This is a genomic window from Caproiciproducens sp. MSJ-32, assembly GCF_018918055.1.
Taxonomy (GTDB): domain Bacteria; phylum Bacillota; class Clostridia; order Clostridiales; family Clostridiaceae; genus Clostridium.
The window spans coordinates 27,943-54,431 of the sequence record NZ_JAHLPS010000066.1; the positions used below are offsets into that span (position 1 = coordinate 27,943).

The following is a 26,489-nucleotide window of genomic DNA, read 5'->3' on the forward strand; positions in this document are numbered from 1 at the left end:
ACCTCCTAATCAAGAAAACTCCTCATTCCTCTTTTTTCATAGACACTTTCTTTATTTTCATATCTTATTGACCTGTCAAGTGCCATAATAAGTGCTACAGCACCATCTATCTTTTCAGTAGACTTTTCTTTGTCAGGCTTTATATTACCTGCCGGATCAGTTTTTACATAAATATTATCCATCATCCACCTTAAAACAGGATGTCCTCCATGGGCTATTTTCTTTTCTAAGGTTATCTTCATAAGCTCTTTAGTTGGTGGACTCATATCTTTATACCCTTGACCAAAAGGAACTACAGTAAACCCTAAGCCTTCAAGATTTTGAACCATCTGCACAGCACCCCAGCGGTCAAAAGCTATTTGTTTTATGTTATATTTCTTTCCTAAGTCCTCTATAAAGCTTTCAATAAATCCATAATGAATAACATTTCCCTCTGTAGTTTTTAAGTATCCCTGCTTTTTCCAAATATCATAAGGTACATGATCTCGTCTTACTCTTAAATTTAAATTATCCTCTGGTATCCAAAAGTGAGGAAGAACAATATATTTTTCATCTGATGTTCTTGGAGGAAATACTAAAACAAAGGCTGTGATATCTGTGGTACTTGAAAGGTCAAGTCCGCCATAACATTCTCTTCCTTTTAATTTATCTATATCAACTTTAAAAGCACACTCATCCCACTTGTCCATCTGCATCCATCTTGTGGACTGCTTCACCCATTGGTTTAATCTAAGCTGACGGAATATATTTTCTTCAGCAGGATTTTCTTTTGCACTGTTAAAGGCATTTCTCACTTTTTCTATATCTATGGTATGCCCAAGAGAAGGGTTTGCTTTATACCAGTTTTTCTCTAAGGTCCAATCGTCATTGTCATCTATTCCATAAATCACAGGATAAAAGGTTGGGTCTATTTTTCTTCCTTCTAATATATCTACTGCCTTTTGATGTACTTCATAGCATATAGAATTTCTATCTGTTCCAGCTGTGGTTATAAGAAAAAACAGCGGCTGCAATCTTGCATCACCACTTCCTTTGGTCATAACGTCATATAAATCCCTGTTAGGCTGGGCATGAAGTTCATCAAATACCACCGAATGAATATTAAGCCCGTGTTTGGAGTAGGCTTCAGCAGATAATACCTGATAAAAACTGTTTGTAGGTTTATATATCAATCTTTTTACAGAAAGAATGGGTTTAATTCTTTTCTTAAGAGCAGGACACTGTTCTACCATTTCAACAGCTACATCAAAAACGATAGAAGCCTGTTGTCTGTCTGCAGCACAGCCGTAAACTTCAGCTCCCCATTCTCCATCTCCGCAGGTCATATAAAGAGCAACTGCAGCAGCAAGCTCTGATTTCCCGTTCTTTTTGGGTATTTCAACATAAGCAGTATTATACTGCCTGTATCCATTTTCTTTTACTGTTCCGAATATATCCCTTATAATTTTATCCTGCCAAGGCAGAAGATCAAAAGGAACACCACGCCACTGACCCTTTGTATGCTTTAAGCAGTTAATAAAGTTTACGGCATGCTGTGCTTTTGCTTCATCATACACTCTTACTGCCTCCTTTATAAAGTATAAGTTCCATTGGATCTTCTTCATCATTTATATTGTCAGTGACTATTCTGCTTCTTGCTGATGGAGTAAGCCCAAACTGTTCACAGAATCTGTTCATGATTTTAAGGTAGGTTTGAGCGATAGATACCTGTGGCACCTGCTGCCAGTATCCCGATGGTGTTTTTATAATAGTTCCATGTTTAGTTATAAATTCTTCTGCTTCCTTCCACCTTGCATAGGCTTGACAATATCCTGCAAAGGCTGCCATATCTATCGCTGTAAGTATTCCCATTGCCTCAAGCTGCTTTGACATTCTCCTCCATTCTTTTTTAGCTTCAGCATCAAGCCAGCTCGGACATTTAGGTGCTTTTTTCTCAGGTTTTGGTTCATCTTCATTAAGTGGTCTTTTCCCTGGATTTCCTTCAAGTATTTTTAATGCGGTTGGTTTTGGTTTTCTTCCCCTTTGAGCCATAGGTATCACCTCCCATCAAAATTTTTTATATATAAAAAGAGCCTACAAAAGTAAGCTCTTGAAATTGCATATTTCTTTTTACCTATGGGATAAATTTCATTTTTTATGTTTAAAATCCTGCATATTTAATTTTTGATAAGCTGCTATAAGCTTGTCTAAAGTTTCGCTTTGCTTAAGTATCTGTTCATTTGTAAGATTTTCATATCCCATTTCAATCATATCTTCTAATTTTTTCTTTTCCCGTTTTAACTCCTCATACAACTTAAGCATTCCCCTCACCCCCGGCTTTTCAACAGTATAGCACAAAATATTGTTGTATTTTGTCAATACCTGTTATTAAATAAACATTTTCTTTTAATAAATGTTATCTCTTTACTTGAAGCTTTTAAATTTCGCTTCTTTGAGACTTTCAAGCGTCAAATCCCAATCCTTAAAACCTTGCTTTATAATACTGTAATACATATCTGAGGGTTTTCCTGTTCCTTTTTCATTCATTACATAAGCAAAAGCCTTATAAACTTTTCCATTTTCATCTTCCGCTTTTACGTTTATTTTTCTGTATAGTCTTGGATACCCTTCATATATATCAAGATTTTTGATATCTTTATCTGAAACTTTATAAACAGCTCCATAAACTACATCATCATCACTTTCAATAATATCTTCTACCGTGTTAAAAACTAATTTATATCCATTTAGCTTTACTTTAATAATCGGAACCGAATCAGGACATCTTTTTTTCATTTGAACCTTATTAAGATTTGAACCATAAGCAAAATACAGCATTTATTTTCTCCTCCAATATACAATATTTAAGCTGCATGTCTCCATGCAGAATTACCTTCAAGGTTTGCTAAGAAATGATACCTGCAGGTTTCAAACTCTTCGCCTATAAGTCCAAGTCTTAACATCCAGCATCTGAAAGTATATTTTTCATTATCAGTTTTAGTTCTTTTTGCACTGGCACTTCTTTGAGTTATTGCCTGATGGCTCACTGCAAGACAAAATTGAATATATGCTTTTATTTTGCCTGCATGAGTTGTTCCATTGAAAAGCCTGAATTCTACCGTTCCTTTATCAAATATGCTGTGAAGGTTAAGACCATAATATCTTGTTGGATGGTAGTGTTTTCTTCTTGATTCTCTGCTGTAGCCTTCATACCAAACCTCGGCAAGCTCTTCAAGAGTTTTAGGTTTCTTTTTATTTATGGTGTTAAGAAGATTTTCGTTTACCTTTTTACAATATCTGATTCTTGAAGTTTCAATATCAAGAGCTTTATAAATTAAATCTTCCTTGCTGGCTATTAAATTTATAAGATTTTTTAGACTTACAGGTGTATGATTTGCTCCATCAACATGTATATGTATTCCACAGCTTTTATTGGCAAAAGCCCCTGTCTTTCTAAGTTTTCTCACTAATTCCTGCAGAGTCTGAATATCTTCATAATTAAGAACCGGACTTACAATCTCAACTTTATAAATATCTGATGCTGAAACAATTTCTCCTTCAACTTTCTTTTGAGGTTCTATACTGCCGTCTTGAACTACTTTCCATATTCTTTCATTAAAGTCTTTGATGTGATACTCATCATAACTCCCGCCTGCATGCTGTGCTTTGCTTTTAAAAAAAGCCGCTACTGCTTTTGAAGCAGTAGCTCTTGTAATACCTGTAAGTTCAATTTCTATTCCAAATTTTTGGCTTTTCAAGTTTAGCCCTCCAATCTTACAATGTATCCAAAGCTGTTTGAGTAAACCTTATAACCTTGGTAACCGCTTTTTTGTGCTGTTTCTAAAAGCTTTAAAGCCTTTTCCCTATTTTCTTCTCTGGTTCCATCGTAAAATTTCAATTCTCCATCCTTGGTTAGCCTTCTTAATTCTTCTTTCATTTTGTTTTACCCCTTTCAAAGTGTGTTTATTACCTTTTGGAAGTTTACATATTACCTCTGAAAGCGGTATATAGCCAGTTATATCTATCAAATAAAACACATAATTTTGACGACTCTATTCGTCATCTGATGGTAAACTTGCAGCTACTGCAAAAGCTACATTTACAGTTACTGCATTACCTGCCTGCTTATATAGCTGAGCATCTGAATTTACAGCCCTTGCTTTTTCAAATAACTCATCTGGAAAGCCTTGAAGTCTGAAGCATTCCTTCGGTGTAAGCCTTCTAATACGGTAATTTTTGTCCAATGTAGCCATTTGGCATCCTGTATCTAAAGTATTTGATATACCTTTTCCAACCCTGCCTCTTCTTGTTTTTGAATTAGGTACTGAAATATTTATGCTGTCTCCAATCTCAGCTTCAGCATAGCCTTTTTTTGTGGCTTCTTTAACTGCAACTCCATGTCTGTCCTGCCCTGTTAAAGTAAACATTGGTTCATCTGCATTTTTAAATCTCCTTCCATTCTGACGTTTATTTTCTCTTTCAGGAGTTATAACTGCCCTTGCTTCAAGAACAGCACTATTCATTGCGGTTCTATTAACCACTCCTGCTGTATAACGTGATGTAATGCATCTTGAGGTATCTGTGAGCTTTGGCTTTGTATAAGACTGATCTATAAAGATTTTGCTTCCTTCGCCCTTATTAGTTGTAACTGCTGGAGCAATTCCTTCTGATGAATAAACATTTCCATTCATACCTTTGCCGCTTGAGTTAATATTACCTATACAATAAAGACCAGTTTTAGCACCAGCTCCGCCGGCACTGCTTTGAAGTGTGCAGGCTATACCTTCGGTATCATATACTCTGTATCCCTGCATGCCACTTATAATTTGCTTAAGAGCTGCTGTGTTTTCTCCTGTGATAGGTAGTATTTCTCGTCTACCTCTGGTTCTAAGATTTGCAATAATGAACACCCGCTCTCGGTTTTGGGGAACTCCGAAGTCTTTAGAGTTAAGCACCTGCCAGAGAGCATCATACCCTGCTTCATCCAGCTCAGAGAGAACGGCTGCAAAGTCCCATCCGTTATTAATTGACAGCAGGTTTTTAACGTTCTCAATAAGAAGGTATGAGGGTTTATCTTTTTCTTCTTTGCCTTTGATAAGGTCAATAATTCTAAAATATAAGCCGCTTCTTTCTCCACTGAGTCCTCTTTGTTTTCCTGCAACTGAGATATCTTGACATGGGAATCCAAAACACCAGATATCTGCATAGGGTATGTCTTCTGATTTAAGTTTTGTAACGTCATCTGCATACCACTCTCCTTCCTTATCAAACATAGCTCTATAGCTTTTTACTGCAAATTTATCTTTTTCACAAAATCCGATACATTTATGTCCTGCAAGTTCTAAGCCTAATCGAAATCCGCCGATTCCTGCAAAGAAATCAAGGAAGGTCATATTAATCACAACCTTCCTTTTTTATATCAGCATATTTAATTTTAACTCCATCTCTAACTAAAAATACTTCTTCATCAGTTCCAGCCTGCTCTATATATCTTTTTACTGCAACATCCACAAACTTTTCATCTAGTTCAATGGCATAACAAATCCTATCTGTCTGCTCGCAGGCAACCATTGTAGTTCCGCTTCCTGAGAACGGCTCAAGAATTATACAGTTTGTAAGGCTTGAATTTTTAATTGGATACGCTATTAAAGCTACTGGCTTCATTGTGCTATGAAGCTTACTCTTTGAAGGTTTATCAAATTCCCATACAGTAGTTTCTTTTCTACCTGCATACCAATTATGCCTGCCTTTTTTCTTCCACCCAAATAGGCAGGGTTCATGTTTCCATTGATATGGACTGCGTCCTAATACCAAGGATTGCTTTACCCACTGGCACACCCCTGAAAGATAAAAGTTAGCATCCTGAAAAGCATTTCTAAAAATATGTCCTTTAGTATCTGCGTGGAATACATATATTGAAGCATCATCTGCCATATTGTTTTCCATATTTTTAAATGCATCTAAAAGAAATTTATAAAACTCGTCATCCTTTAAATTATCATTTTTAATTGTGCCTTGGCTTCCATCATAGCATACACCGTACGGAGGATCTGTAACCACTAAATTAGCTTTTTTACCATCCATTAACTTTTCATATGTTTCAGCTTTTGTACTGTCCCCGCAAATCAGTCTGTGCCTTCCAAGCAGCCACAAATCTCCCTGCTTTGAAATTACAGGTTCTTTTAAAGCATCTTCAACATCAAAATCATCTTCTTTTATTTCCTTGTCATGAACATTGCTAAACAGTTCTTCTATCTCCGGCGGTTCAAAACCTGTAAAGGAAACATCATAATCTATACTCTGCAAATCCTTAATAAGCTCAGCAAGAAGTGCTTCATTCCACTCTCCGCTTATCTTATTAAGTGCCACATTCAAAGCCTTTTCTTTTGTTTTATCTATATCAATAACAACACAATCAACTTCTGTATAGCCTAAGCTTTTTAAAACCTTCCATCTTTGATGACCGCCAATAATTGTAAGGTCTGAATTTACAATAATGGGATCTACATATCCAAATTCAGTTAAACTGTTTTTTATCTTTTCATATTCCTTATCACCCGGCTTTAAATCTTTTCTCGGATTATATTTAGCAGGTATAAGGCTGTCTATTTTTAACTTCCTAAACTGCATCTTCTTAAACCTCCCCAAACCTTGATTTTATATAGCAGCTGTGACTGCAGTATTTTCTGTTTTTATTTCCATAAGAGCTGAACTCTTTCTGGCAATAGGCACAGGTATATTTATAAACAGCTGTATCCTTTCTGTTTCTTTTATCTTGATTATTTTTCCACCAGATTCTCCTGCATTCTTCACAGCAGAATTTCCTTACTCTCCCTTTTTTCTTTTGTTTTAATTTCTTACCACAGTGAAGGCATACAAGACTCTGCTTTTTCATCTCTTCAATGTTCAAACTTACTACAGAAACATCACCGCAAAGACCATTCCTTTTACAGTAGCTTTTTACTGAATCTCTTGATAAACCAAGAACTGCAGCTATTGCTTTATATCCTAAACCTTTAAGCCTTAGTTCATGAATCTGCTGTTTTTCCACCTTAGTCAATTTCTTTATGCCTCCTTTCCTTTTTGCGATAAGATTAATGCAAAATCTTTAGAAAATGCCATAAAAACATTTAAAAATCACTCATTGAACTTGATTTTTGAATAGTTTTTATATAAACATCAAAAGCCTATAAATCCTTGTATTTTTAAGGTTTACAGGCTTTTACTTCTGATTTTTTACAGATACTTATCTGCAAAATATAAAACAGCTTGATTGCTGATTTTCCAATGGCTACATCTGATTTTATATGAAATATATGCTACCCCCCTTATCAAATTCTGCGAAATTTCGTGCGAAGGGAGCCGCCCGACGTAGGGGGGTTCAAGTGGTGAGGAAATATACCCCCCTACCCTTTCTCGAAGAATTATCAACAGATTATCAACAAGTTATTAACACAGCATTGTTGATAACTTTAATAAGAGTAGACTCTTCCCTTCTTTCCCCATCTACCATCTTCCTTAGCGGTCTTCCTATCATGACATCTTTTGCATAAACTCTGCCAATTGCTCTCATCCCAGAACAGCCTTTCATCACCTTGATGAGGTTTAATATGATCCACTACAGTTGCGGCAGTAACAATCCCCTTTCTTTTACACTCTTTACACAGTGGGTGTTTATGCAGAAACTGTTTCCTAAGTCTTCTCCATCTACTACTATTATAAAGGTAGCCGTAAGGTCTGCAGGTTTTATTGTAGTTTTTATCTATCTCCTTTTGATGTTTCTCACAGTATCTGCTACAGGTAAGTTCAGGACAGGCAGGATAACTGCAGGGTCGTTTAGGTTTTACTGGCATATACATCAGTCCTCCCAAGTTATGTTTTTGCATAAGAAAAACCACCACAGTTTTTTCTGTGATGGCTTTTTGCTAATATCTCTCTATTTTATATAAGACAACATTTAATACTCTAATTCAATCAACTTTACTCTACTTTTTTGTTTTTAATTTAAAAATCCCTGTTTTCATAAGAGTATTTTTAAGCTTGCGGCAATCAGAACAGATGTAATTATAGTGTTGAATATAATTATATGACTTTACTTCCGTGCCGCAAAAGATACAGCGGGGATAATATCTGCTTTGTCTGCCACACTTTTCAATTCTAATACCATCTTGTAAAGCTTCTTTATAACTCATCTTTCTAATCCTCCAATTATAACTAAATCATATTTTTATACTCTACTTCTATCAACTTTACTCTACTCTTTTCAAAGCTGCTATATTTTCAATTGCTCTATCATGAACTTTATAAGCATTTTGAATACTGTACCCCATCTCTACTGCTATTTGCTCCCAAGATTTAAAGCAGAGATATCTAAGTTCTAAAAGGGTTTGTTGTTCTGGATTATTAATTTTTTTAATAACATCCATAATATCTCGCTTTAAATCAACTAATGTATCAATATCTCTATTTATTTCATTTTCCAAATCAACTATTTTTACAATTATATCCTCCATAGAATGCACATTACGAGTTCCACTTGGAGGTGTATCACTTAAAGTAGATGTAGCTTTAGTAGCTAATGCTCTTAAAGATACTATCTGCTCCAATTTACTATTAATTCTTTGGTCTATACGATATGCCTGTGATAAATATTCTTTGGATGTCATACTAAATCTCCTCCTTTAACCAAGGCATTTTGCCACCATAAAAACTTTCTGAAATTTTAAATTGTTTATCTTTATCTAAAGTTTTTATTCTCTTAAAAGTCAAATGCTTTTCCTTCTGAAGCTGCTGCTTAGTTTTATAAAAGCTGCAACTTAGCTCATCACATTTTTTAACATTTAGCACACTGCATTTCCCTTTTCTTAAGGCAAAACAACTATTTATTACTTTTTTCTTTTTAAATTCCTTTATTCCATTCCCAACAGCCTTTGCAGCTGTAGGATCTGAGTATGCTTGTCTATCGGCCATTTACAATTCCCCCTTACTCAGGGAGTACATGATACCTAGTTATATATATATATTTCTTTTTTATATAATAATATTTTTATATATACTATATTTTGTTATATAAAAGGTATATACATCTTAGACATCTTGTACCCCGTTGATTTTACTTGCTTTTAATCTTGTACCTATGTTGAACTGATATAAAACCCATCTTGTACTTACAGTTTCACAAATATCCTGTATTTTTTACCATCAATTTTTTTATCTATAATTTTATAACCGAACCTCTTGGTAATCTGTCTTGAAAATTCTATATGACTTAAAGGCTGCAGATTATTATTCAAGCAAAACTCCAAATAATTCTTATAGACATTTTTCGTTGGCTCATTTTCCACTTGTGTTTCATATTCTTCATAAAACTCAATAATTGGATTGTTGGTCTTCTCATATTCTTTAAGCTCATGCTCCACTTGTATGGATTTTGTGAACTTTTTATTTTGTAGGATTCTTTTAAGCCCCTTTAAACCCAATAAAATCAAATATTCCATGGACTCTTTTGTCCTTAATTCATATTTAATATCTGGTCTGAAATCAGGATCATCTGCTGTAAACTTTGCCTTAAACGGAATTATAAGAAGTCTTCTTTGGACAGCTCCTGTTTTATCCTTAACCCTTGGAACATTATTGGCTGAAAATAAAAGCTTGGAGTAATTATTAAAATCAAAAGGGTCTTTGCCTTTCCTCTCTGCATTAACTCTATCCCCTGTAACAAGCTTCTTAAACATTGAAGGCTCTGCAATAAATTCATCTCCAATATCGTCACCAATATTTGCAAGCTTTCCAAATAATTCTGCTGTTTTAAATCGCTCTCCCAACTCCTTTAAATCAAGAGCAGCAATATTAGAAATACCTATAAGAGTAGTTACCATATCCAAAAATGTTGATTTCCCATTTTGTTTTTCACCAGTTAAAATGAAAGCTTTTCCAATTTCATTTCTTCTATAAAATGTGTATCCTATAAGTTCTTCAAGTACACTTCTAATTTCAGCATCATTGCAGCTGATTTTATCTAAGGTTTTATCTGCTAATTCGAAATAAGCATTTGGGTTATAATCCCATGGAATTTTGTTAGTGATGATAAAATCTGGAGAATGTTCTGTAAAAGAATCATCTATTATGTTATAAATTCCATTGTTAAATGCTATGCGATTATAATCTTCAAAGCTTGGAATGACGTTATTAGTAATAAGTTCTAGGTAATTTATAGTTTCATTCCTCTTTGCTTTATTAAGCTCTGATAAATGTTTAATCATAGCTGATTCAATTTCCAAAGTACTATTTTTATAAATTCCGTCCTTATAAACGTGGAGCTGGTTATTAATTTTAATAATGTGCTCTTCTTCTTTTAAGAATTTTGCAAACTGGTCATGAAGAAATTTTGATTTCTTATAAAAAGACTGTTTAAGAAAAGCTCCATCACGAAGAATAGTATCTAACTCCCTTTGATCCACTGGTGTCTTTAAAACATATCTATTAATCAATGTAATGATGTTTCTAATACTGTCCTTACTAAAACCTTCTGATTGTAAAGTAAGAATATAATTAAAAAGTTCTTGGTTTCTCCCATCTCCTTCATCTAAATTAGAAAAGTCAGGTGCGAATTTTATTGGTTTTAGCCATTCTGGAAGAAAATCAACTTCGTCAGTTTTATTTAACCATCTTCGTGTTTTGCCACCAACTTTTAATGGAACAACTGCATTTTTCAAGCCAAGGCCTACATCAACTGTTAACCCTATAGGTGTTTTAACTTTTACTTTTCTTGTTTTTAAATCTGTATTTTTAAAATAAAAATGCATACCTCTGTCGGTTTTTAAAATACTGCACTTAACATTTAAATCTATAATCATAGCTTTAATAATTTCAGCCTCTTCCATAGAATCCAAATCTATCTGGACAATATCATCTTTTAATATGCCGCCATAATCATTTCTTGTTTTCCTTATATAATCATAGTTGTAAAATTCTTTTCTATTTTTATATTCTTCAATAGGTTTCTTACCCTTAAGTGGAATATACCCTTTGAAAATTTCCACTTTAATATTCACCACCTTTTTGCTTTATAATTTGGAAGGTTTTTATACCAAATTGCCATATATTTTGGGAGGTTTTTATACCAAATTACATATGAAATATCCCAAATAATATTAAATTCAGCCTGTTTTTTTACTTTTCTTGTACTGAAACTAGCCAATTTTTAATGTATTTTGGGATATACCTCCCAAATTCCTATTAATTTTTATATGATTTCACCAACAAAATCTTCAATTCTTTTCTTTGCTAAATTTATATACCACTCCTTATCAAGGCGTCTTGGGACTCTTTTTTCTATAACACTGTCATTTACTATAAAACATCTATCAGGTGTATTTGCTATTTTTTCAACTCTGCCACTAGGCTTTACTTTAAAAACTCCTTTGTCATCTTCATTCTTTGATGCAAATACTCTTAATGTCTTTTCCTTTAAAGGTTTGTCCCCATAAAGAGCATGAGAATATTTATAAGTAAGCTTTACAACCTTTTGAAACATTAAAAGCTCCTTACATTCCGTTATAGTTTTTTCTACTGGAAAACCTTCTATAAAATATTTCTTTAAAGCTAAGTTTATTATAGGCAGATCATTATCAATACTGTTTAGTTCCTTAACATAGGCACCTTTAGATTTAAAACCGCCGTCTTCTTTAATAATGATGTAGTTATTTACATCCTTTTGATATATCTTCTTAAAGATTTCAAAATCAAGCTTCATAAAAGTCCTATCTTCCCATTCCTTACAGATTTCTTTGATTTTATCTAAATCTGATTTCCTATTTATTTTTCCTATTAAACCATCAGTATTGGACTGAATTAAAGTCCAATGCGGTTCCAGCCTTTCTATTAAATCTAAAAGTAAAAGCTGTCCTGCTACGCATACATTATTAGCCTGTCTTGGGTCATAGAGGTTATTGTATTTGTATTTCATAGCACCATAGGTACTGTTTAGAACAATTTTATAAGGCTGCTGCATTGGGTTCTTTTCAGCCTTTAGCTTTATACGTTCCTTATATATTTCTTTATAAAATGCAGGGTCTTCTACATTTCTTGATAAAAATCCATACTCTATCATCAAAGACGGGTAAAAAGAAACTACATCCACATTTAAAAGAATTCCTTCACCTGTATATTTTTCTTTTGCACCATGAAGCCCACCCCATGCAAATACATGAGGTACACCACTTATATTTATTTCTAATGATTTATCATAACTGTGATTACTTGAATTTTTGTACCAATCAACAACCTCATTGTATTTATTTATTTTTAAATTATTTGGTATATTAAGTTCAAATTCATCACAGCGATTTATTTTATTGGCTTTTAAAATAACTGCTGCAAGCTGTGCCTTTGTTTTACTTATATATTTAAGCGGCAGTTTAAAAGCTTTAAGTAAAGCTATATGACTATCAAATTCCTCTTTACGATGTAAAAATATTTCTATAGTCTGCTCAACATCATGGGTACAGTATTTTACTACTTCCTCTAATTCTTCTTCTGTTAACTTTCTATCTATTGAAAAGCTTACAGTGCTTTCTCTAATATCATTTCCCATAAATCCTTCTAGTTCTTTTAAACCGTGAGTTGTTGTCATAATATCAAATTCATAAAGCTGTATCTTTTGAAATAGAGAGCTGTACTGCCATCCTTGATTTTTTTCTGCTATAATGAAGCTGGAGATACTATGTGGGTCAAAACCGCAAAGGATACCTTTTAAAATATACTGATCATAATGATGGCTGTTATAGCCAATCCAGATATGTTCTTTATGTTCTTCATAAAATGATGCTAATTTCTTAGCATCATTTATAAAGACATATTTTTGATGATTAATAGGGTCTATTACGACGAAGAGCCAATCTTGCAGGAAAACCTCTGCGTCAAAGAATAGAATCATACCTATTAAACCTCAAATACTTCAGTAATTTTAAAAGTTTTAAATCCTTTGTTGGTTTCCCCATACTCTACTGCATATTCTAAATTGCCATCAATTGCTTCATGGATATCAAGTATTAAATCGTAGTATTGTGAAAAACTTTCAAACTCTACTTCTATTCCAGCTTCAAGAGATCTTAAAAATTCATTAGCGTTATGAAGTCCGAAAGCTGTGTTTATAACTTGGTTCATAAACAATATGGAATTTTGATATTCGCCAGATAAGATTTTCATCCAGCAGGATAACATAGGTTTACCTGTCTTTGACTCTACAAGTTCCATTTTTTCAATTTTTACCTCATATGTTCCAAGGGGTACATCTTTGTATTGTCCTTCTCCTGTTCCTACATTTTTTAAGTCTTCCTTTAAACCCTTAATATCAAATTCCTTATCAAACTTAGCAAATAAATTTTTTGTTGCCATAATTATCTCCTCCTATTTTTTATTTTCTAGAGCGTCTGCTCTTTTTTACTGATTCTTCTTTAACTTCAGATGTTTCTAATACAGTTGTATTATCTACTACTGCTGTATTATCAGAAGTATCTTTTTCTGCTTTAGAATAAGTTTTTATACCTTCTTGAGCATCTTCTAAAGCTTTCATAAACTCATCTTTATCAAGCTTTACTTTTGGAACTTTGAAGTTAAATCTGCCACCACCGAAGACGTTCTCCTTTTTCTCCAGCTGCAAGAATCTTTCTTCACCATCCATATAAGCTCTTACAGTTAAATCTACTGTTCCTGCTAAAACGTTAGCTATTTTTTCATTAATATTAGGTTTAATTGTTGTAAGCTTAGCTCCATTTTTAAGAGTTATTTCTGTGGTTACTTCCTTAGAAATATATATAATTTGGTAGCCTAAGTTCTTAAGTCTTTTGATAGCTGATAAGTATTCAGTCCTTACCATATCCCATCCCTTACCAAAACCTGCATCCTGCTCATGGTCTATGCCTAATTTGTTATACATATAGAGCCTGCAGTGTTCATATAAATCCTCAACTAAATCAATGCATACTCTTTTAAATGTGTTATCTTTTTTCTCAAGCTCAGTTATAACATCTAAGAATACTTCCCAAGCCATTTTGACTTTTTTAAGTCTTCCTTCAAAAGTTACTTCATCAGCTATCCTTATAACTGGACTTGTGGTATTATCCGTATTTCCATCAGTATTTAAGAATAATAAATCATCGAACTGATCAACAAAAGTTGATTTACCAACGTAACTGTCGGCATATATCCACATATCCGGATACCTGTCTATTTGCAGTTCTCTCCTAACATTTTGCGGTAATAACATATATGTTTGTCCTCCTTCACAATAACTTTGATATTCACACCAATCGCAAAGTCTTGATGGTGTTTTTTCATATTCTTTTTCATTAATAATCTCCTGGCATCTTAGCTTAAATTCTTGAACCTTAGATTCATCATATGGAATTTGAATTACCTTAACTTCCATATCTTCTAAAGTTTCATGAAGCCTTTTTCTAAACTGATATAAATCCTCAGTCTTCCTTTGCCTTATAGCTGTTTTAGGAATAAAAATAAATCCTATTTCCGATACCTTAAAGCCGAGTTTTTCTAAGTAATACCTATATAAGTGCAGCTGTTTTGACTCCAGATAATGCTCTATATTATTGCTGTATTTAAAGTCATAAATGCTAAGACTTCCAGCCTGTGTTTGAATAATAAAGTCTACAAATCCTATAAATTCTGGAAAATCAATTTTAAATTCATATTTTTCTGTCGGCTCTTTATTATGAAGCATTGTATTTATTACAATCTGAGCCTTTTTTACTAATGATGTAAGCTTAATTACTTCATTTACATGAGCATCAGTAATAACCGGATACTGATTATAATAATATTGCTCCATTGCCTCTATCCCTTCCTCAATCCCAAGATGTAAAGCTGAACCTGCAATTAAAGCATTATCTGCTGCCGGTGAAGGTATTGTTCTTAATTTGTCTTTATATCGCAGTTTGAATTGGTACTTGCACTTTTCAAAGCATTCAACTCTGCTGTGGGAAAATTGCACATCAGCACCCCCTCTATGAGTTTTTTAAATTCTTCAAATCCTTTAGGGTATAAAATTATTCCAATGCCTCCTGCTTCATTTATATTTTTTATATTCATTTTTTGAAGTTCTGTTGGTTTTCCTTTTTCTGCTTTCAGCTCAATTGCTAGAAAAACTCCATTTATACAGCAGATTAGATCTGGAATACCGCTTCTTTGAAAGCCCCCACCCCACACCTTGAAAAACCAAGTATTAGGAAGTGATTTTAAATATCTTATAACTTTAGTTTGAAACTGTTTTTCTGTCATAACATCTCCTTTTCAAATAGCTCCACAGTAAAATCCCGCCTTTCCTTTAGTACTTCAAGTATCTTTTCTTCTATGCTGTTTTCTGTAATAAGATAGTAGTAAAAGCAGGTCCTACTTTGCCCTATCCTGTGTATTCTCTTTTTTGACTGCATCCAAAATTCACTAGATAGCGGAAGGCTGAAATAAATAATTCTATTTGACTTCTGCAGATTAACTCCAGATGCTCCTGATTGATACTGAACCAAAGTAATGCTGTTTGATTTATTTTCATAATTTTCAAGGTTTGTTCCATCTCCATTAATATAAGAAATGGGTCTATCTATCTTAAAACAGATGGTTTTTATAATCTCAAACTCTCTTTTAAAATTGTAGAAGATAACAAATCTATCATTACTGGATTCAAAGATATCTTTTAGCACCTGATGTTTATTTGAGTTGTAAATAGATGTTAACTGCCTTAGATACAATAACTTTGTAAGTGCTGTATCTCCTGCTAAGGTTTCACCATCAATCGTAATAACTCTGTCTTTTTTAAACTTTTTATATTCCTTTGTGTTCTCGATTGTTATAACCTGTTCAATCTGATCCGGCAAGTCAAATACTTCTTCTGTTTTCATAAATACTGCACCATGGGATTTTAGTTTTTCCTTTAACCTATCAACATTTTTATAGCCTTTTACAACTGGAATTTTAAATCCTCCAACATCAATCTTTTCTGTAATTGTGTAGTGATTATAAAAGGACTTTTTACTTATGCTCCATCCAAGAAGTCTAAGCTGTGACCACAGTTCCTCATATTTTCCACCTGTTGGAGTACCAGAAAGAAGAATTACATTTGCAGGATTAAGGCTTAAAATAAATTTTGCCCTGTTGGATGTTTCATTTTTGATATACTGCGATTCATCAAGTATTAATGTAAAATCCTTTAGCTTTTGTAATTGCTTCCTTCGCCATACCAAATCATAATTAATAATAATTACACTATTTTGCGGTATACTCTCTATGGATTGATTCTTAAAAATTATAACTTTTAAGTCATAGTAGTTTTTAAAATGTTCTTCCCAATCTTTGATTTTGGACTTTTGGCAGATTAGAAGATTATAAGGTGCATTTAATTGTTTCATTTTCTCTGAACCTAAAAATGTCTTGCCTAATCCCACTAGGTCACATGTCAAGATAATATGCAACCCTTCTGTAATCCTTTGACTGATTCAGTGTTCTTTCCTGATGTGGGTATAAAATTATCTTGAACATTTGGCATCACCCCCTCTTATGTTTGAAAGATTTGATACAGCGGATACATATTTACATTTATTTTTTATCACCTGCCTGAACAACATTTCTATCAACTAATCCTTTAATTAATAATCTAAATGTTTCTCTACCTTTAGGTGTAATTAACGTTTGTGTTCCTACCCAGCCGGTTTTATCATTCTTCGATTCTTTTATTTCAAACAAACCGTTATTTTTATCAGCATATGGTTTTAAATTTCCCTTCTTATCTCGATAAATATATTTATTATCAATTAGAAATTTTATAAAGACTTTCTCCTTTATATTTAGTTCTTTTGCTGTATCTCTAAAATTAGTAAGCAAATTCCTGTCTACCAGTTCATCAAAATACTCTGCCTTTGGTCTCATAATTTCATTTTCAACGCTTAATTTAGAATTTATTAGCTTTAGAGATTGAATTTGATTCTCCGCCATTTTCAAAGCTCTTGACATTACCATTTCAGGTGTATTCCATGCCTTTTCAATAGAAAGAAAATACTGCCTTGCCATTTTCCCTTTTTCAGTCCTTTGAATCATACATATTTCTTTTGCCATAGGTATTGTTAAACAATAGTCCCTTATTGGCTGATGGTTTTGGGGGTGGTCAAAAATGACCGGGGTATAATCTATTCCTTCTTTAAACCCGTATTCACACATCCTTGGAAACCAATGCCTGAACTCTGTTGCTATTTCTAAAAACTTATGAAGTTCTCTTGCTGATACTGTTGGTTCTTCTGTACTGTAATTTACTTTAATTAATTCATTCATAACTTTTTCCTCCCTTATATTTTTTTAGCATCTTCAAAAATATCAGCATAATCTTCAAGTTTAACTTCAATTAGCTTTTCTGCACCATATTTTCTTAATAGTGCTTTAATTTCTGCTATTTTACCTTTTTTTATTTTCTCTGTTAGCACCATGCTTATATCTTGAATGCTTATTTGATCATTCATTGTATAGTTCTTTGCTTTTGCTCGATATTCTGCTGCAAGTCTTTCCAGTTCTTCTGCAAGAACTAAATTTATATCAGTCATAAATTCCACCTCCTTCACCCTTATGCTTTTAGAGCAAAGTCTTTGATAATGCTATTCATTACGGCAAGGTCGTCACCTGACAGCATGATACTTAATCTTTTTAATAATTCCACTTGTTCTGGCTTTAAATATTTTTGATTTAACTTATAACCATCTGCAATCTTGATACCTCCACCATGTCGTCCTCGAATAGTTTCTATCGGGTAAGAAAGCGATAGGATATCAATATCATTTTTAATGGTTCTAATACTAACCCCAAACTCATTTGCTAAGTTAGCCATTGTGTCTTGCCTTCTATAACATAATCTTTCTATGATTTCTATGCGTCTTTCATTTGGTCCCATCGCTTTCTCACCCCCTTTCCTTTGCTCTGTGATATAAGAATAAAAGTTAAATATGCAGACTTTTTGCTTATTTAAAAAAATTTTAGTTTCTGCAGCAAAAAAATAGCCGGAGAAATGTTATGTGCTAAGGAACAATCCTTAAGTGCACATTTACATTTCAATCCGGCTATCTAAGCAGCTCACAAGGGATTGGATTTTATTTGATTTTTATATTATTTAAGATGCTTCTTCTCTTTTCTTCTTATAAATAGACTTACAGACTTCTTTAATTCGTACCATTGTCGTCTTATCCACATATGGACTTATAACTGAACTAATATCAATTAAAACAGGTTCCTTATGCTCTCTGCATTTTATTGATATTAAGAAAGCATCTTCTTCAATAAGAATTTTAAATAATAGCTTTTTATGTTTTCCTTTGTCTCTCACTTCTTCTAATACCATAGGCACCTCCATCTTTTTTCCATTCGTGTCATGTCAGCTTTTAAGCGAACATATAACTAAAAAATTTTTCCTTGCTTTTATAACTTGTATGCATTTAACCATTAAGATAATGTAATCGTAAAATTTACACATTTGTTTTATGCACGCTCACATGCGAACACCTTGTTTTAAAATAACAACACGAGCTATAGCTCCTGCTGTCATCTTTACATTGAAATTTCCAAAGTATTTAATCTTATTCCAGCAGCCTGTTTTGATACTTCAAATGTGGATGCTAATTCATCAATTATTAAATCTTTTATTATTGATTGACTAATTCCTTTTAATCTACAATATTTTCCTCTTAACTCTTCTGCCTTTATTCTAAACATTTCTGCTGGCATTAGGATTGCTGCTGCTATGTTATCAGCCTGCCACTCTATCCACTCATCTGCTGTTTTAGGCTTGTATGCTTTTTGTTTAGGACATCTGCAGGCTTTTGCCATAGCTTTATCTTTATAGGACAGGGTCATAAATCTTAATTGATGCTTGTCCCAATGAACCATTTTATGGGTAACAGTAAACCTTTCTCTGCCTCTATTTGCTATTTCAGAAAGATCGCTTTCAACTAGAAGAGTTCCTTTTTTATATTGTCTTACAATATTTTGCTGAGTATCCTTATCATAAAGTTCCACACATCCATCAGAAAATATCATCATCCCTAAAGTATCACAGTTTCTATCGATATTTACATAGTCTATTTCAAGTCCCATTTTAAGCTCTGCAATATCTTCTACTGGTATTGCCATTGGTTCTTTCAAACCTTGTGGATAGTATTTTTGCAAAAATTTAGCTGCTTCTTTATCTATACCCCCTTTTCTGATGATGGGAACTAAATCATTATTCAAATTCATTATACCCCCATCCCCTTTATTTATTGTAAGCTTCTATGTCATTTATAACAAAATCACTTAATGAAGCATTATCTAATACTGCACTGCAGCTTAATTTAAACCATTGGCGTATTGACTCTGAAATATTTTCTTTAGCAAAATAATCCCCTATTTCTATATCGCAATTAACAAGTATATCAAAACTTACTTCTTCATCATCTTGCTTGATGTTATTGACCCTTAGTATTTCTATATTATCCAATTCAGCTTCTAAAACTTCTATTACATCTCTAGCTCTTAATGTTAAGTCATACTCAGAATAGTTATTCATTATTTCATCTTGTAAAGTATCAAAAATTTGTTGGTAAAACTGTTCTTCTATCATACATTTAAAATAATCATTCATGAGTATCCCCCTCTCTACTCTTTCTCATCTAAGGCTTTAATAAATTCAAGCCAAGCCTTTTCTGTAATATCACTTTTCCCCTCACTTTCGATTTTACGTGCTTTTCTAAGGGCAGTTCTAGCCAAACCACTTTCTTTGATATAATCAGGTAAGTCCATAGGGATTTCATCCCTATCTTCAGATGCTATATCAATCATATAATCTGTTTCTTCTGGTGTTAGCCCTAATATTTTTGCTATTTCCTCCATCTTATTTATATTAGGTGGATTTCTTCTCCCTTTTTCAATATCACTCCAATATGCTGGAGAGATATCTAGCAAATCTGCCATCTTTCTTAGACTTATATCCTTTTGTTTTCTCTTTTCTGCAATAAAATCCCCAAACTTACTACTCATAATATACACCTCCTTCCACTGTCAAATTTATTTAATATTGAGTTTTGAACACTTAAATAATAGAAAACTGCTTATATTCCTGTTTTTCCTTAATGAAATTCAAATTTTTAAGTCTTATTTTTGCAGCTGTTAAAGATACGTCAAATATATCTGCAATTTCACGGCTTAAGACATCTGCCCATAAATCTTTTTCAAAATCAGTTCCCATTTCATAACACATTCCCACCATACCTGCTGACTTAAATTTAGCTGTTACATATCTGTTAAAGATTTTCTTAGGCATCAATAATGCTGAAGCCATATAATCCGCCTGCCATTCAATCCAATCATCATCAGTTACAAGCTGCCTTTTCCCTGTACTTTCAATATCAGTTGTACGACACTTTATCACCGGCTCGTTTTGGGGTTCACTATCAAATAATGTCATCTGCATTTTATTAATTGTGTAAATATGTCTGTGTAAAAGCCAATGTGCTATCTCGTGTGCATGGGTAAAACGGCCTCTTCTTAATTGTTCTTCATTCAGAAGACTATTGTCTATTAATATAGTCCCTTCATTTACTGGTATTCTTTTCGCTTTATTATTATCTGCATCATATACAGGAATATAACAATCATTAAATACTGTCATTCCTAATATGGATTGATTATGTGTTAAATCTTGATAGTCCATTTCCAATCCTGCATAGCATTCTGAAAAATGCTCAACATCTAAACTGCATGGTTCCTGAAGAACCTTTGAATTATAATCCTGTAAAACTCTTTCTGCTAAATCATCTATCTCTGCTCTTTTAAGAACAGGAGTCCCATTATTTTTAGTTTTAAAATCCAATTGAATCAATCTACCATCCCTCTCATAAATGCATGTATGCTTTATTGCTAACATCATTATAATATGGCATATTATTCCTTGTCAATCCAAAAATCAAATATTCATATTCAACACCAATGTTACTTATTGTATGTAGACTTATTGTATGTGTTTTTTATAAAATTAATTTGGAGGGAATTTTATGGATAATATATGCAAAAGATTTGGTCTAAACGTTAAAAAATTTAGACAAGCCAAGGGATACTCTCAAGAAAAATTAGCTGAACTTACTGGACTTCATAGAACTTATATAAGTTCAGTCGAAAGGGGGACAAGAAGTATATCACTAAACAATATTGAAAAAATAGCTATAGCTTTAGATATTCAAATATATGAACTTTTTAAATTTTAAGGGGGATTTTGTATGACAAATTGGGAAATTTTCGAAAATGAATGTGTAAATTTTCTAAACAGCAATTTTGGAAACAATGATATAAAATTCATAGGAAAAGGCAAAAGTGATTCTACCACATCTGATATTGAAGTCATGGTAAATAATAGAGTTAAATTCTTAATTGAATCTAAAATGCCAAAAGCACAAAGTGGTCAATTTGTTCTTTTGATAGAAGGCGATAAATTCATTTATAGTCCTGAAAATAAAACTCCTGAAAATGAATATGCCCACTTAATAAAGGATTATATTAACAATAATTTCAATTTATATAAAGATGTTAGTACAAGAGCTTTAGAAATCGACCTACCAATATCCTACTTTACAGAATGGATTAAAAATCATTATATAAAAAAAGGCGTTAGATTTGTTATAACTTACTATAAAAATGAATTTGTTATATTCCCAATAGAAAAATATGGTGATTACTTTAATGTTACTGCAAATTTTAGAAGAAAAAAAAGTGGTTCTAGTGAACTACCACAAAAATATTTTAATGATGTAAAAGAATACTTTGAAAACAAACACCCAAATCCTTTTTATTTAACTCAAAAAGGCAAAAAAATATTTCTTCAATCAGATGCCCAACTTAACAAATATCAATTTTCTATAACTGATATCAATTGTCAACTGACATTTAAAGAAGATGAAGGTATGTACGAAATTAGAAAATTAGGAAGTACTAATAATCCTAATGTTATTTTTTCAGTTGAATGTATTAAACCTCAAGATAACCGTGACTTAATACTATTTATCAATTCATTAAAATAAGTTGTACAAGTTAGAAGTAGCTATACTACTTCTAACTTTTTTTGTATATCTGTTCAACTTGTGTAATTTTATTTACGATTTCTTTTAAAACTGGAACTGCTACAGAATTTCCAAACTGCTTCCATGCTTGACTATCTGACACTGGTATTATAAATTTTTCTGGAAACCCTTGCACGGCTCTACATTCTTTAGGTGCAAGTTTTCTTACTTTTCCATTAACTAAATATGCACCAGTTTTTGCCCCAGCTCCACCACCTTCTGCTGATAAAGTTATTGCATGACCTTTAGGACTATATATTCTATCCCCTTGACCTCCTTTATTTATAGTACCTATTCTTATTGGCTTTAGCTGTCTTTTCTCAACAACTATATCTTTCATTACAATATCATCTCTAATTATTAAATAATCCTTCGTTTCTTCATCTGGAAGCAAAATATCCTCTAACGCAACGTCTTTATAAGATGGCTTAGGAAACTCAAATTTGGTTACTTCTAAGTCCTTTCTAAATCCAATTATATATACTCTTTTCCTAGATTGAGGTACTCCATACTCACTTGCATTTAATGTTGAATAGAAAACATTATAGCCGATTTCCTCTAAAATACTAATCATGCGGCTAATAGTAGCCCCATCTGAATGCTTTTCTAAATTAGCAACATTTTCTAAAAATAAAACCTTAGGTTTGTGATAAGCTGCAATTCTCGCAATTTCAAAAAAAAGTGTACCTCTTGAATCTTCAAATCCTCTTTGCAAACCACTAATACTAAAAGGTTGACATGGAAATCCCCCACAAAGTATATCATGACTTGGTATATCTTTTGCATCTATTTTAGTTATATCACCATGTGGCATATCACCGAAGTTAGCTCTGTAGGTCATGCAGGCATACTTATCAATTTCTGAAGAAAAAATACATTTTCCACCAAAATGTTCCAATGCAATTCTAAACCCTCCGATTCCTGCAAATAAATCTATAAATGTAACTGAATCTTTAAACACTAAGATATACCCTCCCTTCCTCAAATTTTACCAACATTACTCTTATAAAACTCAATATAATCAGCTTCACTTATAACATAATAACTTCTTCTATTCAATAAGTAAAGCTATTTAATTCTATATCTAATATAAATTTCTCAAATGTATTATAACATTTAATAATATTAAAATTGTATATCTATTTTCCCTTTATCCATACAAACAAATACATAAACTCCTATACCTTCCCGCAAATATCCGTCCAACTGCTATCTCTCAATTTATATTTGCGAAAAAGTGAACCCCCGGGGTTCAAATCCCTTCAAAACCTTAGTCTACGGAAACATAAAACACACATGAAAAAAAGGGGCAAATTGCCCCAAGCCTTTGATTTCAAGCTATTTCTTCTCTATCAATACGACCGTCTCAACGTGGCTAGTGTGTGGAAACATATCTACAGGCTGAACTTCCTTAACTTCATAGCCCTTTTCTGTTAATATTTTTAAATCTCTAGCTAAAGTACTTGGATCACAGGAAACATAAACTATTCTTTCTGGTTTTGCTTCCCCAATTGCATCTAATAATTTTATATCACATCCCTTTCTCGGTGGATCTACTACTATTACTTCTGGTCTTATTCCCTCATTTATTAAGTTTGGAATTACTTCTTCAGATTTACCAACAAAGAACTCTGCATTATCCACAGAATTACTGTTAGCATTTTTCCTTGCATTGTGAATAGCTTCTTCTATTATTTCTACGCCATAAACTTTTTTTGCTTTTTGAGATAAAAATAATGTTATTGTACCTGTTCCACAGTAGGCATCAAATACTGTTTCTTCTCCAGTTAATCCTGCGTATTCTAAAGCCTTTCTATATAAAACTTCTGTTTGTTTAGGATTAACTTGAAAAAAGGATAATGGTGATATATTAAATTTAAATTCTCCAATGTAATCAGTTATTGTATCTTCTCCATATAAGCTAATACACTTTTGTCCTAATATTACATTAGTTTCTGCCTTGTTTATATTTAAAACTATACTCTTTAAACCATCTATATTTTCTTTTAGTTCCTCTATTAACTCATTAATATATGGAACTTTTTCATCTGTAGAAACTAAAACTACCATGACTTCATTCGTTTTAAACCCTCTACGAATCATAATATGTCTTATAAGTCCCTTTTTATTAAATATTCCATCTATGCTGGCAGGATCTATATTATATTTTTCCATCCATTCTCTAACTATCTTTGTAACTATATCTGCAACTTTATCTTGTATTAGGCAGCTATCTAAATCTATTATATTATGACTTCTTGGAGCATAAAAACCTATTGATAGTTTCCCTTTCACAATGCCTACTGGAAGCTGAACTTTATTTCTATATCTTTCAGGCTTCTCCATTCCAATAGGAAACTTAACTAAGTTTTCATCTAAGCCCCCAATTTTAGATATACAGTCTTTAACTCTTTCATGCTTATATTTCAATTGTTTATTATAATTCATATGTTGAACAGAACATCCGCCACATCTCTTATAATATTGGCATTTTGGCTCAACTCTATCTTCTGATGCTTCTATAACTTCAATTAATTTTCCATAAGCAAAATTCTTTTTAACCTTTACTATTAATGCTCTTACTTTTTCTCCCTCGATAGCTCCATCTATGAATATTGGATATCCTTTTATTTTAGCTATACCTTCTCCTTCATATCCCGTTCCAACTATATCTAATATATATTCTTTATTTTTTTCCACCAAACCTATCACCTCAAATAGATTATTTCATAATATCATAATTCTAAAATTCACCTAATAATATCATATATAATAATGAAATACAAAAAAAAATGGCACCATGCGATGCCGTGTTCAGAATTAGTTGCCATTTAATTCCTATTTTTTATTATATCATATTTCTTAGATATTATACATTATACTGTAAATTATATAAATATAAATATTAATTTTTTGTAAACTTTCTTATTTTTTATTATTTTTATACTAATTTAATACTATAAAAATACAAAATATATACTTTTGTTATATATATATGATAATCATTTTCATTTTCATTTTAATTTTATTTCTTTATAAACATTTTTCCTCATTTCCAAATGAAAGAAAACTCCTCTTTATTGTTTTAGCTTATCATATTTGTTATAATTTTTTTATATAATAGGAGGTAAAATTGCAATGAAAAAAACTGAACATAGACCTACTGAAAGAGTTCTTGATATATTAGAATTATTATCTTCACATCCAGAAGGACTAACCCTTACTGAAATTTCTGATAAGATTAAATCTCCTATAAGTACTATTTACCCTATAGTTCATACAATGTCTGAAAGAAAGTTTTTATACGCAGATAAAAACACTTCAAGATACAGTATAGGTATATCCTCCTATAGTGTTGGTATCTCTTATGCTAATAACACAAATGTATTTAAATTTATAAAGATGCAAATGCAGTACATTGTAAATCAAGCTAAGGAAATATGTCAATTGGGAGTCTTAGATAAAAATGAAGTTTTTTATATTGCAAAAGTAGAATCAGATGAACCTATTAGACTTGTCTCTTCTATAGGAAAGAAGTTTCCTGCATATTGTACAGCAATGGGTAAATCTTTATTATGTAATAAAAATTTAGATGAATTAAAAGAATTATATCCTGAGGGATTAAAAGCATATACAAAAAATACAGTAACAAATTTTGATGAATTATATAAACAGACTGCTAAAATAAAAATTGATGGATTTGCTTCAGAGTTTGGCGAACTTAATGATTATCAGCATTGTGTAGCCGTGCCTCTATTTAATAACGAAAAGATTGTTGCAGCTCTTAGCGTTAGCATTCCTGCTTTTAGGGCAAGCTCAGAAAAAATTGAATTAACAAAAAAACTATTGTTAGAAGTTCGTTCAGAAATAGAAAAATACCTTACTGAAAATCATGTAAATACAGATATGCTGCTTTATGGTGATTATTAAAGAATAAACCTTGGGGCTGTCGCATTAGCGGGTGAAAAAACGCTAGCGACAGCTCCTATTTTTCAATAAAAAGAGAAGATTCGAATCTTTGCTGACAAAATAAAATTATTTCTTAAAAAAGGCGCACTTTAATAAGCCTAAGAAAAAAGACTTTTTTAAAATTAATTATGCAGTTTTCTTTATTTCAAATAAATGTTGTCCAGTTCGGCCTGCTTGGATTTTTCTATGAATTTTATTTATATTATGCGCCATTGCAAGCAATGTACTTTCGGCTAAAACATTTCTTTGTCCACGACACATGAACCTTCTAAAATTCATATCTTGTTTAACTTGCGCAAAGGAACCTTCTGCTTGAATACTCCTATTCATTCTTAGCAAGCAACCTTCATCACTAATTATTCTGTCTAAGGCTTCTTTTCTTTGACGATTAAATTTTTTTGAGGT

32 protein-coding genes are annotated in these 26,489 nt (G+C 32.3%); 3 read left to right on the forward strand and 29 right to left on the reverse strand.

Going from position 1 to position 26,489, the window contains the following annotated elements:
• Positions 1–5 precede the first annotated feature (5 nt).
• The 26 genes from KQI16_RS07660 to KQI16_RS07785 all read right to left on the reverse strand — a co-directional run bounded on the left by KQI16_RS07660 (position 6) and on the right by KQI16_RS07785 (position 20,884).
• Complete coding sequence (locus tag KQI16_RS07660) at positions 6–1,556, reverse strand: terminase large subunit (RefSeq protein ID WP_216433316.1); 1,551 nt, start codon at positions 1,554–1,556, stop codon at positions 6–8.
• On the reverse strand, positions 1,549–2,031 hold the full coding sequence (locus KQI16_RS07665) for a phage terminase small subunit P27 family (protein ID WP_216433318.1): 483 nt from the start codon (positions 2,029–2,031) through the stop codon (positions 1,549–1,551). Before KQI16_RS07665 ends, KQI16_RS07660 begins: the two co-directional genes overlap by 8 nt.
• A gap of 96 nt (positions 2,032–2,127) precedes the next feature.
• On the reverse strand, positions 2,128–2,301 hold the full coding sequence (locus KQI16_RS07670) for a Spo0E family sporulation regulatory protein-aspartic acid phosphatase (protein WP_084478276.1): 174 nt from the start codon (positions 2,299–2,301) through the stop codon (positions 2,128–2,130).
• 102 nt (positions 2,302–2,403) lie between these two features.
• Positions 2,404–2,817, reverse strand: a complete 414-nt coding sequence (locus KQI16_RS07675; RefSeq protein ID WP_216433320.1) for a gamma-glutamylcyclotransferase family protein — start codon at positions 2,815–2,817, stop codon at positions 2,404–2,406.
• Between the two features lie 26 nt (positions 2,818–2,843).
• Entirely contained in the window at positions 2,844–3,737 is an 894-nt protein-coding gene (locus tag KQI16_RS07680; protein ID WP_216433322.1) for an amidoligase family protein, read from the reverse strand.
• A gap of 2 nt (positions 3,738–3,739) precedes the next feature.
• Positions 3,740–3,916, reverse strand: coding sequence for a hypothetical protein (locus tag KQI16_RS07685; protein ID WP_180376979.1), 177 nt, complete (start codon positions 3,914–3,916; stop codon positions 3,740–3,742).
• A 115-nt stretch (positions 3,917–4,031) separates the two neighbouring features.
• Positions 4,032–5,372, reverse strand: coding sequence for a DNA (cytosine-5-)-methyltransferase (locus KQI16_RS07690; RefSeq protein WP_286172971.1), 1,341 nt, complete (start codon positions 5,370–5,372; stop codon positions 4,032–4,034).
• A gap of 1 nt (position 5,373) precedes the next feature.
• Positions 5,374–6,609, reverse strand: coding sequence for a site-specific DNA-methyltransferase (locus KQI16_RS07695; protein WP_078682512.1), 1,236 nt, complete (start codon positions 6,607–6,609; stop codon positions 5,374–5,376).
• A 4-nt stretch (positions 6,610–6,613) separates the two neighbouring features.
• Positions 6,614–7,030, reverse strand: coding sequence for an RNA polymerase subunit sigma-70 (locus KQI16_RS07700; RefSeq protein WP_442861804.1), 417 nt, complete (start codon positions 7,028–7,030; stop codon positions 6,614–6,616).
• 421 nt (positions 7,031–7,451) lie between these two features.
• Positions 7,452–7,832, reverse strand: a complete 381-nt coding sequence (locus tag KQI16_RS07705) for an HNH endonuclease (protein ID WP_078682604.1) — start codon at positions 7,830–7,832, stop codon at positions 7,452–7,454.
• A 396-nt stretch (positions 7,833–8,228) separates the two neighbouring features.
• Positions 8,229–8,645, reverse strand: a complete 417-nt coding sequence (locus tag KQI16_RS07710; RefSeq protein WP_078682509.1) for a DUF1492 domain-containing protein — start codon at positions 8,643–8,645, stop codon at positions 8,229–8,231.
• A 1-nt stretch (position 8,646) separates the two neighbouring features.
• Positions 8,647–8,949, reverse strand: a complete 303-nt coding sequence (locus KQI16_RS07715) for a hypothetical protein (RefSeq protein ID WP_078682508.1) — start codon at positions 8,947–8,949, stop codon at positions 8,647–8,649.
• A gap of 197 nt (positions 8,950–9,146) precedes the next feature.
• Positions 9,147–11,021, reverse strand: coding sequence for a DNA primase family protein (locus KQI16_RS07720; protein WP_078682708.1), 1,875 nt, complete (start codon positions 11,019–11,021; stop codon positions 9,147–9,149).
• A 203-nt stretch (positions 11,022–11,224) separates the two neighbouring features.
• Positions 11,225–12,916 carry a hypothetical protein gene (locus tag KQI16_RS07725; protein WP_078682709.1) on the reverse strand — a complete coding sequence of 564 codons (1,692 nt, stop codon included), beginning with the start codon at positions 12,914–12,916 and terminating at the stop codon, positions 11,225–11,227.
• 5 nt (positions 12,917–12,921) lie between these two features.
• A complete protein-coding gene (locus KQI16_RS07730; protein WP_078682710.1) occupies positions 12,922–13,377 on the reverse strand; it encodes a DUF669 domain-containing protein in 456 nt (151 codons plus the stop codon).
• 19 nt (positions 13,378–13,396) lie between these two features.
• Positions 13,397–14,989: an AAA family ATPase gene (locus tag KQI16_RS07735; protein WP_216433326.1), complete on the reverse strand. Its 1,593-nt coding sequence runs from the start codon at positions 14,987–14,989 to the stop codon at positions 13,397–13,399.
• Positions 14,911–15,276, reverse strand: coding sequence for a VRR-NUC domain-containing protein (locus KQI16_RS07740; protein ID WP_216433328.1), 366 nt, complete (start codon positions 15,274–15,276; stop codon positions 14,911–14,913). The genes KQI16_RS07735 and KQI16_RS07740 overlap by 79 nt, the downstream gene beginning before the upstream one ends.
• On the reverse strand, positions 15,273–16,436 hold the full coding sequence (locus KQI16_RS07745) for a DEAD/DEAH box helicase (protein ID WP_330654175.1): 1,164 nt from the start codon (positions 16,434–16,436) through the stop codon (positions 15,273–15,275). Before KQI16_RS07745 ends, KQI16_RS07740 begins: the two co-directional genes overlap by 4 nt.
• A 151-nt stretch (positions 16,437–16,587) precedes the next feature.
• Positions 16,588–17,316, reverse strand: a complete 729-nt coding sequence (locus tag KQI16_RS07750; protein ID WP_216433329.1) for an antA/AntB antirepressor family protein — start codon at positions 17,314–17,316, stop codon at positions 16,588–16,590.
• Between the two features lie 14 nt (positions 17,317–17,330).
• Positions 17,331–17,582: a hypothetical protein gene (locus tag KQI16_RS07755; protein ID WP_216433330.1), complete on the reverse strand. Its 252-nt coding sequence runs from the start codon at positions 17,580–17,582 to the stop codon at positions 17,331–17,333.
• Positions 17,583–17,602: 20 nt separating this feature from the next.
• A complete protein-coding gene (locus KQI16_RS07760; protein ID WP_216433331.1) occupies positions 17,603–17,926 on the reverse strand; it encodes an HTH domain-containing protein in 324 nt (107 codons plus the stop codon).
• 216 nt (positions 17,927–18,142) lie between these two features.
• Positions 18,143–18,370, reverse strand: coding sequence for a hypothetical protein (locus tag KQI16_RS07765; protein WP_035380418.1), 228 nt, complete (start codon positions 18,368–18,370; stop codon positions 18,143–18,145).
• Positions 18,371–18,576: 206 nt separating this feature from the next.
• The gene (locus KQI16_RS07770) at positions 18,577–19,263 is read right to left on the reverse strand and encodes an ImmA/IrrE family metallo-endopeptidase (protein WP_216433332.1); all 687 of its coding nucleotides are present in this window, start codon (positions 19,261–19,263) and stop codon (positions 18,577–18,579) included.
• 16 nt (positions 19,264–19,279) lie between these two features.
• Positions 19,280–19,648, reverse strand: a complete 369-nt coding sequence (locus tag KQI16_RS07775) for a hypothetical protein (protein ID WP_216433333.1) — start codon at positions 19,646–19,648, stop codon at positions 19,280–19,282.
• Positions 19,649–19,662: 14 nt separating this feature from the next.
• Positions 19,663–20,043 carry a helix-turn-helix domain-containing protein gene (locus tag KQI16_RS07780; protein ID WP_216433335.1) on the reverse strand — a complete coding sequence of 127 codons (381 nt, stop codon included), beginning with the start codon at positions 20,041–20,043 and terminating at the stop codon, positions 19,663–19,665.
• Between the two features lie 52 nt (positions 20,044–20,095).
• Complete coding sequence (locus tag KQI16_RS07785) at positions 20,096–20,884, reverse strand: ImmA/IrrE family metallo-endopeptidase (RefSeq protein WP_216433337.1); 789 nt, start codon at positions 20,882–20,884, stop codon at positions 20,096–20,098.
• 172 nt (positions 20,885–21,056) lie between these two features.
• On the opposite strand from KQI16_RS07785, the gene KQI16_RS07790 reads away from it, so the two are divergent.
• Together KQI16_RS07790 and KQI16_RS07795 are read left to right on the forward strand one after the other, a co-directional pair.
• Positions 21,057–21,266: a helix-turn-helix domain-containing protein gene (locus KQI16_RS07790; protein WP_216433339.1), complete on the forward strand. Its 210-nt coding sequence runs from the start codon at positions 21,057–21,059 to the stop codon at positions 21,264–21,266.
• Positions 21,267–21,278: 12 nt separating this feature from the next.
• Positions 21,279–22,076 carry a hypothetical protein gene (locus KQI16_RS07795; protein WP_216433341.1) on the forward strand — a complete coding sequence of 266 codons (798 nt, stop codon included), beginning with the start codon at positions 21,279–21,281 and terminating at the stop codon, positions 22,074–22,076.
• 31 nt (positions 22,077–22,107) lie between these two features.
• Here the strand turns inward: KQI16_RS07795 and dcm are convergent, their stop codons facing one another.
• Entirely contained in the window at positions 22,108–23,076 is a 969-nt protein-coding gene (dcm, locus tag KQI16_RS07800; protein WP_216433343.1) for a DNA (cytosine-5-)-methyltransferase, read from the reverse strand.
• A gap of 377 nt (positions 23,077–23,453) precedes the next feature.
• Positions 23,454–24,818: a 23S rRNA (uracil(1939)-C(5))-methyltransferase RlmD gene (gene rlmD / locus KQI16_RS07805; RefSeq protein ID WP_216433345.1), complete on the reverse strand. Its 1,365-nt coding sequence runs from the start codon at positions 24,816–24,818 to the stop codon at positions 23,454–23,456.
• Between the two features lie 435 nt (positions 24,819–25,253).
• On the opposite strand from rlmD, the gene KQI16_RS07810 reads away from it, so the two are divergent.
• A complete protein-coding gene (locus KQI16_RS07810) occupies positions 25,254–26,045 on the forward strand; it encodes an IclR family transcriptional regulator (RefSeq protein WP_216433348.1) in 792 nt (263 codons plus the stop codon).
• 165 nt (positions 26,046–26,210) lie between these two features.
• Here KQI16_RS07810 and KQI16_RS07815 read toward each other — a convergent pair.
• Positions 26,211–26,489 (reverse strand): transposase (locus tag KQI16_RS07815; RefSeq protein ID WP_216433350.1); only part of this gene is annotated, 279 nt, incomplete at its 5' end.

Coding starts and splice junctions, on each gene's coding strand:
- KQI16_RS07755 (WP_216433330.1), bottom strand. CDS start 17,582: ATGACTGATATAAATTTAGTTCTTGCAGAAGAACTGGAAAGACTTGCA.
- KQI16_RS07685 (WP_180376979.1), bottom strand. CDS start 3,916: ATGAAAGAAGAATTAAGAAGGCTAACCAAGGATGGAGAATTGAAATTT.
- KQI16_RS07715 (WP_078682508.1), bottom strand. CDS start 8,949: ATGGCCGATAGACAAGCATACTCAGATCCTACAGCTGCAAAGGCTGTT.
- KQI16_RS07690 (WP_286172971.1), bottom strand. CDS start 5,372: ATGACCTTCCTTGATTTCTTTGCAGGAATCGGCGGATTTCGATTAGGC.
- KQI16_RS07675 (WP_216433320.1), bottom strand. CDS start 2,817: ATGCTGTATTTTGCTTATGGTTCAAATCTTAATAAGGTTCAAATGAAA.
- KQI16_RS07665 (WP_216433318.1), bottom strand. CDS start 2,031: ATGGCTCAAAGGGGAAGAAAACCAAAACCAACCGCATTAAAAATACTT.
- KQI16_RS07670 (WP_084478276.1), bottom strand. CDS start 2,301: ATGCTTAAGTTGTATGAGGAGTTAAAACGGGAAAAGAAAAAATTAGAA.
- KQI16_RS07775 (WP_216433333.1), bottom strand. CDS start 19,648: ATGAATGATTATTTTAAATGTATGATAGAAGAACAGTTTTACCAACAA.
- KQI16_RS07740 (WP_216433328.1), bottom strand. CDS start 15,276: ATGACAGAAAAACAGTTTCAAACTAAAGTTATAAGATATTTAAAATCA.
- KQI16_RS07795 (WP_216433341.1), top strand. CDS start 21,279: ATGACAAATTGGGAAATTTTCGAAAATGAATGTGTAAATTTTCTAAAC.
- KQI16_RS07730 (WP_078682710.1), bottom strand. CDS start 13,377: ATGGCAACAAAAAATTTATTTGCTAAGTTTGATAAGGAATTTGATATT.
- KQI16_RS07790 (WP_216433339.1), top strand. CDS start 21,057: ATGGATAATATATGCAAAAGATTTGGTCTAAACGTTAAAAAATTTAGA.
- KQI16_RS07765 (WP_035380418.1), bottom strand. CDS start 18,370: ATGGTATTAGAAGAAGTGAGAGACAAAGGAAAACATAAAAAGCTATTA.
- KQI16_RS07760 (WP_216433331.1), bottom strand. CDS start 17,926: ATGGGACCAAATGAAAGACGCATAGAAATCATAGAAAGATTATGTTAT.
- KQI16_RS07710 (WP_078682509.1), bottom strand. CDS start 8,645: ATGACATCCAAAGAATATTTATCACAGGCATATCGTATAGACCAAAGA.
- KQI16_RS07725 (WP_078682709.1), bottom strand. CDS start 12,916: ATGATTCTATTCTTTGACGCAGAGGTTTTCCTGCAAGATTGGCTCTTC.
- KQI16_RS07705 (WP_078682604.1), bottom strand. CDS start 7,832: ATGCCAGTAAAACCTAAACGACCCTGCAGTTATCCTGCCTGTCCTGAA.
- KQI16_RS07750 (WP_216433329.1), bottom strand. CDS start 17,316: ATGAATGAATTAATTAAAGTAAATTACAGTACAGAAGAACCAACAGTA.
- KQI16_RS07810 (WP_216433348.1), top strand. CDS start 25,254: ATGAAAAAAACTGAACATAGACCTACTGAAAGAGTTCTTGATATATTA.
- KQI16_RS07695 (WP_078682512.1), bottom strand. CDS start 6,609: ATGCAGTTTAGGAAGTTAAAAATAGACAGCCTTATACCTGCTAAATAT.
- KQI16_RS07780 (WP_216433335.1), bottom strand. CDS start 20,043: ATGAGTAGTAAGTTTGGGGATTTTATTGCAGAAAAGAGAAAACAAAAG.
- KQI16_RS07770 (WP_216433332.1), bottom strand. CDS start 19,263: ATGAATTTGAATAATGATTTAGTTCCCATCATCAGAAAAGGGGGTATA.